Below are 12,937 nucleotides of genomic sequence, written 5' to 3'. Positions count from 1 at the left end.
CTTCCGTAAAAGCAGACGTATAGCGAAATGCTTGCCAAATGTGTTTCGGACAAGCTTCGTAGCATTTCCTTGCAAGCAAGGCGTGCGCCAGCGTTAGGCGAGATTCAGTTGGATATCTCGGTAATGTGCACGTTTCAAGCGCACACGTCGCTGCCTACGGCCATGGCTTTCAGTGTCGGCAAATCGAGCAATTCGATCTGGCGATTATTGACCTTCAACAATCCCTGCTTCTTGAACTTGGACAGCAGGCGGCTAATGCTTTCGATTGTCAGGCCGAGATAATTGCCGATGTCTTCGCGCGACATGCGCAACTGAAAATGGGTCGACGAATAGCCGCGGGTCAGATAGCGCGAGGCAAGGTTGACGAGGAAAGCGGCAAAACGCTGCTCGGCGCGCATATTGCCCAGCAAAAGCATGACATTCTGCTCGCGCGTGATTTCCTGACTCATCATGCGATGGAAATGGCGCAGCAGTGTCGGCATCGTGCCAAACAGTTCTTCCAGACGCGGGAAAGGAATCTCGCAGACCTCGCTGTCTTCCAGCGCAATCGCATCGCAGTGATGGCGATCGGTGCTGATCGCATCCATACCGAGCAATTCACCCGTCATCTGAAATCCGGTGATCTGCTGCTCACCACCGGCGTTGACCTGGCAGGTCTTGAAGTGGCCCAGGCGGATCGCGTACAAATTGGTAAACGGATCGTTCATGCGATACAAATGGCCGTCGCGGGGCACCTTGCGACGGCGGCCGATGATTTGATCGAGCCGTGCCATGTCATTTTCCCCCAGCCCCATCGGCAGACAGAGTTGGTGCATGCTGCAATTGGAGCAGCTGGCGCGCAACGCATGCACGTTCAATGGTTCGGCAGAAGGAGAGGGTTGGGTCATGGAGAATCCGAATCAGAAATGTAGCGTTAGCGAAAATCGCATCGATGCGGTTACAGGGCATGATTGTAAATGCTAGCGCCCCTTACATGCCAATCGTGTTAGGGCGGCGTTAAAAACTTTCATCATCCAGCGGCGAACGATCGGCTAACAGGATCGTTTCGTACCGATAACGCAAATTTCACGCGACCTGATGCAAGATTCGGCGACCTTTTGTACACCGGCAATATTGTCGCTGCGTTAAAGGGGCATGTCGCCGCCCGCCAGCGGGTGGCCCGATGGACTCGTCTTGCTGGCAGTATCCCCATGTTTGAATTGTTCACTCCGCGTCGGCACGCGCGTTCATTGCTCGCTGTCTCGCCCAATCGCTGGGATTGGGCTTTGTTGCCGCTCGTGCTGGCCGTATTGGTCGCGCTGGCGTTTGGCGCCATGCAGATGACGCGGCCCTTTGTGGTCGGGCAGGTGACGGCGATTTCGCTCGATCCGGTCAATCTGCCGTATTACCTGTTCCGTACCATCCTGCGCATGTTCACGGCGCTGGCGTTTGCCTTGCTGTTCAGCTTCGTGTTCGCGGCGGTCGCTGCGAAATATCGGGCGGCAGAAAAGGTGATGATTCCGTCACTGGACATTCTGCAGTCGGTGCCGATCCTCGGTTTTCAGGCAATTGCGATTGCACCCTTCATCGCACTTTTCCCCGGTAACATGCTGGGCGTTGAATGCGCGGCCATCTTTGCGATCTTTACGTCGCAGGCATGGAACATGGCGTTCAGCCTGTATCAATCGATCCGTACGGTGCCGCCGGAACTCAATGAAGCGGCCCGCATCTTCCGGCTTTCGGGCTGGCAGCGTTTCTGGCGGCTGGAATTGCCGTTTGCAATGCCGGGCCTGCTGTGGAACATGATGATGTCGATGTCGGGCGGCTGGTTTTTTCTGGTTGCCTCCGAAGCCATTTCGGTAGCGGGGCAGGACATCCGATTGCCCGGCATCGGTGCCTACATCGAAACCGCCATCGAGGCGCGCGATGTGCACGCGATCTTGTGGGCCATCGTCGCCATGCTGGCTGGCATTGTGCTGTACGACCAGTTGTTCTTTCGCCCCTTGCTGGCATGGGCCGACAAATTCCGTTTCGAGGAGTCACCGGGCGATATTGCACAACGTTCCTGGCTGCTCGATCTGGGGCGTCGTTCGCGCTGGATGCGTTTGTTCTGGAGCAAGGTGACAGCGCGACTGGCGCGTGCGCTTGGCTGGTTTCGCCTGCCCCAACAAGGGCAGGATGGCACAGCGGTTTCACGTCGTAAAACACGCCTCGCACCTATCCCGGCGGGCTTCTGGGATGGCGTGATCCTGACGGTGACGACCCTGGCAGTGATTCGCCTTGGCATCTTCATCCATGCGGAAGTCGGCTGGGCCGAGACGGCGCATGTCGTCTGGCTGGGCTGCATCACCTTGCTGCGTGTGATGCTGCTGATCGGTCTGGCATCGCTGGTGTGGGTGCCGATTGCCGTGTGGATCGGTTTGCGTCCGGCATGGGCGCAGCGCGTGCAGGGCGTCGCCCAGTTTCTGGCGGCATTCCCGGTGAATCTGATGTTTCCTTTCGTGGTGTTCGTGCTGCTGAAGCTGGATCTGAATGCCAATATTTGGCTCAGCCCACTGATGGTATTCGGCACGCAGTGGTACATCTTGTTCAACGTAGTGGCTGGGGCAAGCGCGATTCCCAACGAATTGCGTCTGGCGGCAGACAATCTCGGCCTCAAGGGCTGGATGAAATGGAAGCGCGTCTACCTGCCTGCCGTCTTTCCAAGTTTTGTGACTGGCGCGATCACGGCCAGCGGCGGTTCGTGGAACGCCAGCATCGTTGCCGAATATGTCACCTGGGGGAATACCACCCTGGCGGCTACCGGTCTTGGCAGTTATATCAAGCAGACCACCGATGCCGGTGATTTCCATCGCATCGCTCTGGGTATCGGGGTGATGTGCATTTTCGTGATGTTGCTGAACCGCTTTTTCTGGCGGCGACTCTATCTGCTGGCCGAGGCGCGCAGCAATTGAATACGGGAGACGAAAAAATGAACGATCAGGCATTGATCACGCTGGAAGGCGTGACGAAATCCTTCCGCACTGCCGATGGCATTGCATCGCACGTACTGGAAAACGTGGACTTCGCCCTGCGCGAAGGCGAAATCGTCGCCTTGCTGGGCAAATCGGGTTCGGGCAAATCGACACTATTGCGCATCATGGCCGGTTTGGTACGTGCTGATGGAGGCAGCGCGCGTTATCGCGGGCGCGATATCAAGGAACCCGTGCCGGGTATTGCAATGGTATTTCAGTCGTTTGCGTTGTTTCCCTGGCTGACGGTGCAACAGAATGTCGAACTGGGTCTCGAAGCGCAAGGCGTGCCCGCCGACGAGCGCGCGCAACGCGCCGATGCCATGCTGGACTTGATCGGCTTGGCCGGTTTCGGTGGTGCCTTGCCGCGCGAGCTTTCAGGTGGCATGAAGCAGCGCGTCGGTATCGCACGCGGTCTGGTGACTGGCCCAGATGTGCTGCTGATGGATGAAGCCTTCTCGGCGCTCGATGTGCTGACAGGCGAAACCCTGCGCGACGATATTCTCGAAATGTGGGAGGCGCGACGCATCCCGACCAAGGGCATTCTGGTGGTGTCGCACAACATCGAGGAAGCGGTCATGATGGCCGACCGCATTCTCGTCATGACCAGTAGCCCCGGCCGCATCGGTACCGAAATTGCCGTCAACCTGCCGCGTCCGCGCAATGCCGATTCGCCCGCCGTGCGCGCGCTCATCGATCAGGTTTATGGATTGATGACGATGCGTCCGGTCGCTGCCGCAGCGCGCAAGTCCTGGAGCGACGCCTTGCCACAAGCGGGTGTGGCGCGTATTGAAGCCGTGCTTGATCTGCTGGCAGCAGCACCATTTCATGGTCGTGCTGATCTGCCCAAGCTGGCCGACGAAGCGCAATTGCCCGACGAAGACTTGTTTCCTGCCTATGAGGCACTCAATTTGCTTGGCTTGGCGCAAGTGGAACAGGGCGATATCGCACTCACTGCTCTTGGGCACCGTTACAGCCATGTACCGCACATGATGCGCAAGGAAATGTTTGGCCAGCAATTGTTGTTGCATGTGCCACTGGCGATGCACATTCGTGCGGAGCTGGAACGCGAAACCAGCGGTGAATTGCCCGAGAAACAGTTCATCGAATCTCTGTCCGAGAATCGCGAAAGCGATGCGGCACAAGCCATCCTGGAGACGGCGATTGAGTGGGGGCGCTATGGTGAACTATACGATTACGACTACCATACCGGCCGTTTGCGCTTACCTGAAGGCGCGCATATTGGCTAAGAGGACAACGATTTTCGGAAACGCTTCCCGCGTGATGCGGTCCATGCAGGGTTACGTTTTCTTAACGTAAAAACAATTGCTTTCAACTCGATCCGGCAATGCCTGATAAAGTTGCGGCGCAAATCAGTTTCGCAGTTGCCAGTTTGTATTTGGCTGGTTTTACATTCGCTCTATACACAGTACATACAGAGGTTCGCCTTGCGGTTCATCAAGTATCTTTCCGAGCAGTTCGTTGCGTGGTCTGAGCGACCGACCGATATCAAGTTGCGCCAGGCCGCTGTCGCGGCTGGCGTCGGTTTTGCCGGGCTGGTGGTCATCTTTGCCTTGTGGGTATTCGCCTTCATCATGCCCAACCTGCCATCCATTGATGCGCTGACTGATTACAAGCCCAAGATCCCGCTGCGCGTCTATACCGCGGATGGGGCGCTGATAGGGGAATATGGCGAAGAGCGACGCGATTTCGTGCCGATTGCGCAGGTACCCGATCACCTGAAGAAAGCGATCATCGCCATCGAAGACAACAATTTCTACGAGCATGGTGGTGTCGATTTTCTCGGCATTGTGCGGGCGGGCCTGGCCAATCTCGTACGCAGTCGTTCGCAGGGCGCTTCGACCATCACCATGCAGGTGGCACGCACCTTCCTTCTGACGCGCCAGAAAACCTATAGCCGCAAACTGCAGGAAGTGTTGCTGGCCTACCAGATTGAACGCAATCTGACCAAGGATCAGATTCTTGAGCTCTACATGAACCAGATTTATCTGGGACAGCGCGCCTATGGGTTCGGTAGCGCAGCGCGCATCTATTTCGGCAAGCCGATCAAGGAATTGACGATTGCCGAGGCGGCCATGCTGGCGGGCCTACCCAAGGCGCCAGCAAGTGCCAATCCGGTGGTCAATCCAAAGCGTGCGACAGAACGTCAGCAATATGTGCTCAAGCGCATGCACGATCTGAATTTCATCACGCAGGCGCAATACGATCAGGCGCGGCATGAAGAGTCGCAGGTGCGTCGCGATGGCGGCCAATACCGTACGCATGCCGAATTTGCGGCAGAATCCGTACGCCGCTTCATGTATGGCCAATATGGCGATGCGATCTACACCGCCGGTTACACGGTCTATACGACACTCGTAAAAGCCGATCAGGATGCGGCCTATGCATCGGTTCGTCGTGGCATTCTGGATTACGACCGTCGTCATGGTTATCGCGGCCCGGAAGGACAGATCGAATTGCCACAGGATGCCGAAGATCGCGATCAGGCGATCGAGGAAGCACTGGGCCGCTATCCGGATAGCGACGATCTGAAAGCAGCCGTCGTTCTGGAGGCCTCGCCAAAACGCGTGCAGGCAGCCTTGCTGTCGGGCGATGTGGTGGAAATCACCGGTGACGGCTTGAAGTTCGCCGCATCCAGCCTCGCGCCCAAGGCCGCGGAGCCGAAAAAGCTCAAGCCCGGTTCCATCATTCGTGTCGTTGCGGTCAAGAACAAATGGTCGATCGTGCAGTTGCCCGAAGTGGCGGCCGGTTTTGTCGCACTGAATGGCCAAGACGGTTCGATTCGTGCACTGGTCGGCGGCTTCGACTTCGCGCAGAACCAGTTCGACCACGTGACGCAGGCTTGGCGTCAGCCTGGCTCGACGATCAAGCCATTCGTCTATTCGGCTGCACTGGAACGCGGTTTGTCGCCCAGTACCATCGTCAACGATGCGCAGTTGTCGGATGACGGCGGTTTGCAGCAGGATGGCAAAATCTGGAATCCAGGCAATGACAACGGCCAGTACGACGGTCCGATCACGATGCGTAACGGCTTGAAGCGTTCGAAAAACCTGGTATCGATTCGTATCCTGCGCAAGATCACGCCACAGTTCGCTGTCGAGCATCTGAGCCAGTTTGGCTTCGATCCTGCCAAGCAGCCTTTGAATCTGACCTTGACACTGGGTACCGGCTCGGTGACGCCACTGCAAATGGCGGGCGCTTATGCCGTTTTTGCGAACGGTGGATTCCGCGTCACGCCGTATCTGATCGAGAAAGTGCTCGATGCGCAAGGCAAAGTCTTGCTCGAAGCCGATCACCCGAAAGCCGGTGATGAAACCATCCGCGCCATTTCCCCGCGCAATGCCTTCGTCACCGATTCGATGATGCGCGATGTGGTGCGGTCGGGCACCGGCTATCTGGCCGGACAACGTCTGGGGCGCAGCGATCTGGCGGGCAAGACCGGCACCACCAACGATGCAATGGATGGCTGGTTTGCCGGTTACGGTCGCGATATCGTCGGCGTCGCCTGGATGGGGTACGACAAGCCGCGCTCGCTCGGCGGTCGTGAATTCGGCAGTACGCTCGCCTTGCCGATCTGGACCGATTACATGCGTACCGCCTTGCGCGGCAAGCCTGAAATGTCGCCCGTCGTGCCACCAGGGTTGGTACGTGCGGAAGATGACTGGATGTACAGCGATTATGTCGACAGTCCGAATGCTGTGCGTTCGCTGGATGTTGATGAGGAAAAGAGTTTCTGGGAGCGATTCTTTACGCCAAGCCAGGACTCTCAGCCGCAAACCGCACCGCCGCCAAATAGTCCTGAAGAGCGGCAGCAAAAACGCATGGATGATCTCTATCGCGGTTGAGCGTCGATTTGGACAAATGGGCTGATGTATGAAAAAAGCAGACGATTGTCTGCTTTTTTATGTGCCAAGGAGTCTTTGATGCGCCTTCGCGGTACGGTATTCGTTGCGGATATCCGATCTGTTGGCTGTCGTGTCTTGCCGTCAGGATTCGATGTCATCCGTTTCTACACGCTGACGCCCCAATTCCTTGGCGCGGTACATCGCGTCATCGGCGCGCTGTAACAGTGATTCCACTGTTTCGCCGGACTCGGGATAGCCGGCTATACCGATGCTGGCGGAGATGCGTAACTTCATGCCATCGATTTCATAAGGGCACGACAGACTATCCACCAGCTTTTGTGCGACCACCGCGCTATCGGCTCTGCTTGCTCCAACCATGATAATCGCAAACTCATCGCCACCAAGCCGCGCCACCATGTCTGAACGTCGGCTGCCCACTTTCATGCGCGAGGCAACGGTGCACAGTAGGCGATCGCCTACATCGTGACCATGCTGATCGTTGATGGCCTTGAAACCATCAAGATCGATATAAAGAATCGAGAGCGGCGTCTGGTTGCGTTTGCATAGAGTTAGATGCTGTTCCAGTACTTCATTGAACAGGCTACGGTTGGCGAGCCCCGTCAGGGCATCGTGGTTGGCACGATACTGCGCATGCAGCAGCATGTACGATACCTTTACGAGCGAATTGCCGACTTCATCGGCTTCGCGCAGATTCAACGGTGGCACCGTTACAACGTTACCTGCACCGAGCGCCAGTGCCGGGCCTGTCAGGCCGCGAATCGATTCGGCGATACGGCCGCCGATCAGCCACGCTGCCCCCAAGCTGCTGGCAAGCAGGATGATGGTGGCAATGATCAGCCACAGCATGGTTTGGCGCAGCTCCTGATTAATCAAGTCCTCAGGAATCCCGATCGCGAGCGACCAACTGGAAACCGTTGAGCGGCCAACGACCGTGTAAAGTTTGACTTGGTCGTGACTAGTAGTCACGAAAATGGGTTCGCCGCTGGACAACTGTTCTTCCATGCTTTGCGATGCTTTCTTGCCAACGAAACGTGGCATGTCGCGGCTGCGCGCAATGATGGTGTTCTGACCGTCAAAGATGGCGGCAACCCATTCGGCGGGCAACCGCTGGCTTTGCAGCAGCTTGTAAAAGCGATCCGGCTTGATCGCAGCGTGCAAGGTGTAACGGTCTTTTATCGGCACGCCGATCGTGATGATTGGCAGACCGGAAAACTGACTGGTAAAAATATCGGAAATGAATGGCTTGCCGGTTTCCCGTATCGAGTGATATCCGGCAGCGATATTGGATTGGGAAAATGCCGTCCCATATGGCCGCCGGGTATTCAGGACAGGGATGCCCTTGTTATCGAGCAGCGAAATATGCATATCATCGCCGCCAGCCTGACTGAGCAATACATCACGTGCCTGGGCATGAAAGGCACGAAAATCGCGTTGTTCCAGATAGGGTGAGGTACTGAGCGCATTCAGTGAGGATTCGATGCTGGCCAGATCGCGATCGACGACAGATATCATCGTGCGGGCGGTCGTCAATAGATTGAACAGCAGGTGTTCGCGTGCGCGTTGATAATCGTGAGCGATTAAGACGATGGCCATCAATGAAGCCGGCACAACGCATGCCAGGATCAGCATGACAAGTTTTGCACGGATGGTGGGCGCACGCGTTGTAGGCATTTTTTATGGCAGGCGACCGTTTAATCGGTTGCGCCAATTCTAGCCTAGCGATTGACGATAAAATGTTGTGAAAAGGGTATTAATTGTGGAAGTTTGTTAAATCTCGATAATGGAATCTTTAATTATGCACATGTTGCGTCCGCAAGCAGGCAAGACCGTAGGCAAATCAGGAATCGCACAATGAAAATCTGGATTCGTATCGATGGTTGCTTTCCTGTCTTGCGCGCCTTGGATGCGCGGCAATTTGCCGAGGCGGTAGCACAACGTCTGATTGATATCCGTAGTCCAGCTAGCGGCTTGCAGATCGATTTATTCGGCAAGGTCAGTGACATCGCGATTGAATCTGACACCGTGCGCGCCGAACTGGATATCGACGACGCTTTCTTCGTCCGCAACGGGCTAACTAGGGAACAGGTTGCGCCCATTCTCGCTGCACGCGTTTCCAAGTTGCGCCATCCGGCTACGGGCGCGATGCATCCCGTCAGTGCCACGCTGATTCAGGCGTAACGCACTGAGGGCACGCGCAATCCGGCTAGTCAGCGGCGGCGGTTTCCCGCCGTTGCGAGTTGCTTGCGCAATTTTTCCTGTTGTGCGACTGGCAGGTAGTCGGTAAAGACGATGCCGTCGAGATGTTCGATCTCATGCTGGATGCAAACCGCTTCCCAGTCATCGGCACGCACTTCAAACAAATCGCCTTCACGATCCAGTGCCTGCACTTGAATCCAGGCAGGGCGTCGCACGCGTATCGTCGTGCCGGGTACGGATAGACAGCCTTCATCATGGCTGGCACTGCCGCCTGCAGCCAGGATCACGGGATTGATCAGCACCACGAGCTGATCGCGTTTTTGTGACACATCCATCACGATCACGCGTTGATGCACATCGATTTGTGTGGCGGCCAAACCGATGCCACCGCTGCCATACATGGTTTCTGTCATGTCATCGATGAGTCGTCGCAGCGCATCATCAATACGCGTGACAGGTTTGGCGACGGTGAGAAGACGTGGATCAGGATAGCGAAGAATCTTACGGCGTGTCATTCAGTGAATAGAACAGGGTGAGCAGTTCAGTCTGGCGGAGCCGGCATGATACAGAAGATAGGTCAGATAAACGCGCTGGCGCAGCCGCTTGTTTTGGTGTGAGCGAACGTTCAAATGCGCGGTCGATGCATTGGCTTTCAGTGGCAACCGCCACTGTGCGAACCCAGGTTACGCGGTTCGCCACCTTCGGTATTTTCAAGTTCCTGCAGGATGCCGCAATGGTCGGTGGCTTGTACCTCACTGCAGCGACTGCGCAGTTCTTGCAATTGCTGTTGCAGGTTCTGCAATTCCACAATCCGCGCTGCAACGTGCGCAATGTGATGATCGAGTACGTCATTGACGCCGCCGCAGTCGGCTTGCGGATGATCGCGCAGGGCAAGCAGGGCGCGGATTTCATCGAGCGCCATGTCCAGCGAACGGCAATGCCGGATGAATTGCAGGCGTTTCACATGCGGCTCGCCATACATGCGGTAATTCGACGCGCTGCGGGCTGGCGGCGGCAGCAATTGTTGCTGTTCATAATAGCGAATGGTTTCTACCGAAGAACCGGTTTTGGCAGCCAACTCGCCAATTTTCATCCCTGACATGCGATTTCTCCCAAAAGAGTAACGGAAGTGCTTGACCCTATAGTGGCTACAGAGTCTCTAATAACAAGTGTCCGGTCAAGCAAGACCAAGTTTGTTCAAGGAGAAATCATGGGATGTTGCAATCATGATCACGGTTGTGCCACCAATACTGCGCCCGTTTCCGCCGCGGCAGCGTCTGCTGCAACACTTCCTGCCGGTACAGAAAAGGCGGTTTTGCTGATTCAGAAAATGGATTGCCCGACAGAAGAAAAACTGATCCGCGACCGTTTCCAGAAAATGGAAGGTGTGCTTGCCATGCAGTTCAATCTGATGGCGCGTGAACTCACTGTCCATCACACCTTGCCGTCCTTGCAAGGCATCGTCACGGCGCTGAAGAAACTCGATCTTGAGCCGGTCGTGAAGTCGGATTCGCTGGATGCCGACGCAGAGCATGCTGCAAAGGTAACGCTTGATGGCAGTTTGCATATCTCACAACGCAAATGGCTGCTGATGGGCTTGTCCGGCGTCACGGCAATCGGTTCCGAGGTCGTGGCATGGACGACGGGGAGCGACAGTTCCATGCTCGTGATTGCACTGGCACTGACGGCCATCCTGACCGGCGGGCTGGATACCTTGCGCAAAGGCTGGGTCGCGCTACGTCATTTCTCGCTGAACATGAATTTCCTGATGTCGCTGGCGGTCATTGGCGCCGTGTTGATCGGCCAATGGCCGGAAGCGGCGGTCGTGATTTTCCTGTTCGCCGCCGCCGAAATGATTGAAGCCATGTCGCTGGATCGTGCCCGGAATGCCATCCAGAGCCTGATGGCCATGACGCCTGATATGGCGACCGTTCGCGATGCAGGTGGTGAGTGGCAGGCAGTACCGGCAGCCAGCGTGGATCGTGATGCCGTGGTGCGCATGCGTCCTGGCGAGCGACTGCCCCTCGACGGCATCATCGAAGAAGGGCAGAGCGCCATCAACCAGGCGCCAATTACCGGCGAAAGCCTGCCGGTAGAACGTGGTCCCGGCGATCAGGTATTTGCCGGCACCATCAACGAACACGGGACCTTTACGTATCGCGTGACCGCAGCACAGACCGATTCCACCCTGGCGCGCATCATCCGCAGCGTGCAGGAAGTGCAGGGCGAGCGCGCACCCACGCAGCGTTTTGTCGATCAGTTCGCCCGCTATTACATTCCGGCAGTCGTCGCACTGGCCTTACTGATTGCCATCGTGCCGCCGCTCGTTACGGGCGCGGCGTTCCAGCCGTGGCTGTACAAGGCGTTGGTATTGCTGGTCATCGCCTGTCCATGTGCGCTGGTGATTTCGACGCCGGTCACGGTCGTGAGCGGACTGGCGGCGGCAGCACGGCACGGCATCCTGATCAAGGGTGGCGTGTATCTGGAAATGGGGCGCAAGCTCAAGGCGATCGCGCTGGACAAGACCGGCACGATTACCGCTGGCAAGCCAGCCGTGGTCGATGTCGTGGCGCTCGGTGGCGATGCCGACAACTTGCTGCAGATCGCTGCCAGCCTCGGGCATCTGTCCGATCATCCGGTATCGACCGCAGTATTTGCCGCATGGAAGCGGCACACGCAGGCTTCACCATTCGAGGTCAGCGATTTTTCCGCGTTGACGGGGCGCGGCGTCAAAGGTGTCATCGACGGTCAAACCTGGTATCTGGGTAACCATCGTCTGATACATGAAATGGGTGTTTGCAGTCCCGAACTGGAAGCAGTGCTGGATGGGCATGAGCGTGCCGGCAAAACCGTCGTTGTGCTTGCCAGCGAGACGCGCCGCATGTTGTTGATCACGGTGGCCGACACGGTCCGTGCCGATGCAGCGGATGCGATCACACGCTTGCAACGTCAGGGCGTACATGTGGTCATGCTGACGGGCGACAATCCGCACACGGCCGAAGCCATCGCAGCCCAGGTCGGCATTGCCGATGCGCGCGGCAATATGCTGCCGGAAGACAAGCTGGCTGCTGTCAGTGCATTGCAAACCGAACGCGGCAAGGTCGGCATGGTTGGCGATGGCATCAACGATGCGCCGGCGCTGGCCAAGGCCGATATCGGTTTTGCCATGGGGGCAGCAGGCACCGACACGGCGCTGGAAACGGCGGACGTGGCCCTGATGGATGACCGTCTCGGCAAGCTGGCCGACTTCATCGGCCTCAGCCGCAGTACCCATCGCGTTCTGTTGCAAAACATCATGATCGCGCTCGGCATCAAGGCTGTTTTTCTGGTGCTGGCACTGACCGGAGAAGCGACGCTGTGGATGGCGGTGTTCGCCGACATGGGCGCGAGTCTGATCGTGGTGGCGAACGGTTTGCGGCTGTTGCGAGCCATCCCGAACAAGTCCTGAGCACGTATTCAATGATTTCTGCGTTATCATGCCTGCCGTGAAAAAACTGTTGATCATCCTCCTGCTGACGATTCTGCCGTTCCAGTTTTCCTGGGCTGCGGCGGCTGTCTATTGCGAGCATGGTCAACTGCCTTCGACAGCGACGCACTTTGGTCATCACGAACACCAGTTCGATGCCGATTACCATGAAAAAAATGGCGATGGCGATCTGTCCAAGGTACATGGCGACTGCGGCTATTGTCATGCTGCTGCGCTGCAGGCCTTCTTTGCCTTGCCACTGCTGCCGACTGTCGTGCCGCCACCGCGCATCTACAACGCCACACCCCCGCAGTATTTCTCTTCGCATTTTCCTGAAGGACCCAGACGGCCCGATCGTCTGCCCGCCGCCTGACGCGGCGGGACCGGTCCTGATCTTT

General features: G+C 57.0%; 10 protein-coding genes. 6 read left to right on the top strand and 4 right to left on the bottom strand.

The genetic code is table 11. From position 1 onward, the window contains the following. Positions 1-134: 134 nt before the first annotated feature. Positions 135-887, bottom strand: coding sequence for a fumarate/nitrate reduction transcriptional regulator Fnr (gene fnr, locus QZ725_RS01625; protein WP_293775807.1), 753 nt, complete (start codon positions 885-887; stop codon positions 135-137). Positions 888-1,190: 303 nt separating this feature from the next. Between fnr and QZ725_RS01620 the strand changes: the two genes are divergently transcribed. The 3 genes from QZ725_RS01620 to QZ725_RS01610 all read left to right on the top strand — a co-directional run bounded on the left by QZ725_RS01620 (position 1,191) and on the right by QZ725_RS01610 (position 6,856). Beyond that, positions 1,191-2,933, top strand: a complete 1,743-nt coding sequence (locus tag QZ725_RS01620; RefSeq protein WP_293775805.1) for an ABC transporter permease subunit — start codon at positions 1,191-1,193, stop codon at positions 2,931-2,933. A 17-nt stretch (positions 2,934-2,950) separates the two neighbouring features. Further along, the gene (locus QZ725_RS01615) at positions 2,951-4,240 is read left to right on the top strand and encodes a nitrate/sulfonate/bicarbonate ABC transporter ATP-binding protein (protein ID WP_293775804.1); all 1,290 of its coding nucleotides are present in this window, start codon (positions 2,951-2,953) and stop codon (positions 4,238-4,240) included. A gap of 258 nt (positions 4,241-4,498) precedes the next feature. Further along, positions 4,499-6,856 (top strand): penicillin-binding protein 1A, encoded by a 2,358-nt coding sequence (locus QZ725_RS01610; RefSeq protein WP_293775811.1) that lies wholly within the window; start codon positions 4,499-4,501, stop codon positions 6,854-6,856. Positions 6,857-6,997: 141 nt separating this feature from the next. Here the strand turns inward: QZ725_RS01610 and QZ725_RS01605 are convergent, their stop codons facing one another. Further along, positions 6,998-8,470, bottom strand: coding sequence for a sensor domain-containing diguanylate cyclase (locus QZ725_RS01605; RefSeq protein ID WP_293775802.1), 1,473 nt, complete (start codon positions 8,468-8,470; stop codon positions 6,998-7,000). 258 nt (positions 8,471-8,728) lie between these two features. On the opposite strand from QZ725_RS01605, the gene QZ725_RS01600 reads away from it, so the two are divergent. Continuing rightward, complete coding sequence (locus QZ725_RS01600; protein ID WP_293775800.1) at positions 8,729-9,055, top strand: hypothetical protein; 327 nt, start codon at positions 8,729-8,731, stop codon at positions 9,053-9,055. 29 nt (positions 9,056-9,084) lie between these two features. Here the strand turns inward: QZ725_RS01600 and def are convergent, their stop codons facing one another. Beyond that, the gene (def, locus tag QZ725_RS01595) at positions 9,085-9,588 is read right to left on the bottom strand and encodes a peptide deformylase (protein WP_293775799.1); all 504 of its coding nucleotides are present in this window, start codon (positions 9,586-9,588) and stop codon (positions 9,085-9,087) included. A gap of 137 nt (positions 9,589-9,725) precedes the next feature. After that, a complete protein-coding gene (cadR, locus tag QZ725_RS01590) occupies positions 9,726-10,175 on the bottom strand; it encodes a Cd(II)/Pb(II)-responsive transcriptional regulator (protein ID WP_293775797.1) in 450 nt (149 codons plus the stop codon). 108 nt (positions 10,176-10,283) lie between these two features. Here cadR and QZ725_RS01585 point away from each other — a divergent pair, with 108 nt between their 5' ends. Continuing rightward, a complete protein-coding gene (locus QZ725_RS01585) occupies positions 10,284-12,521 on the top strand; it encodes a heavy metal translocating P-type ATPase (RefSeq protein WP_293775796.1) in 2,238 nt (745 codons plus the stop codon). 37 nt (positions 12,522-12,558) lie between these two features. After that, positions 12,559-12,912 carry a DUF2946 family protein gene (locus QZ725_RS01580; RefSeq protein WP_293775794.1) on the top strand — a complete coding sequence of 118 codons (354 nt, stop codon included), beginning with the start codon at positions 12,559-12,561 and terminating at the stop codon, positions 12,910-12,912. Positions 12,913-12,937: the final 25 nt, after the last annotated feature.

The sequence above is a fragment of the uncultured Oxalicibacterium sp. genome, assembly GCF_913776015.1.
Taxonomy (GTDB): domain Bacteria; phylum Pseudomonadota; class Gammaproteobacteria; order Burkholderiales; family Burkholderiaceae_D; genus Oxalicibacterium.
The sequence above is the reverse complement of the archived record's forward strand: the minus strand, read 5'-3'. Positions and strand labels throughout refer to the sequence as shown.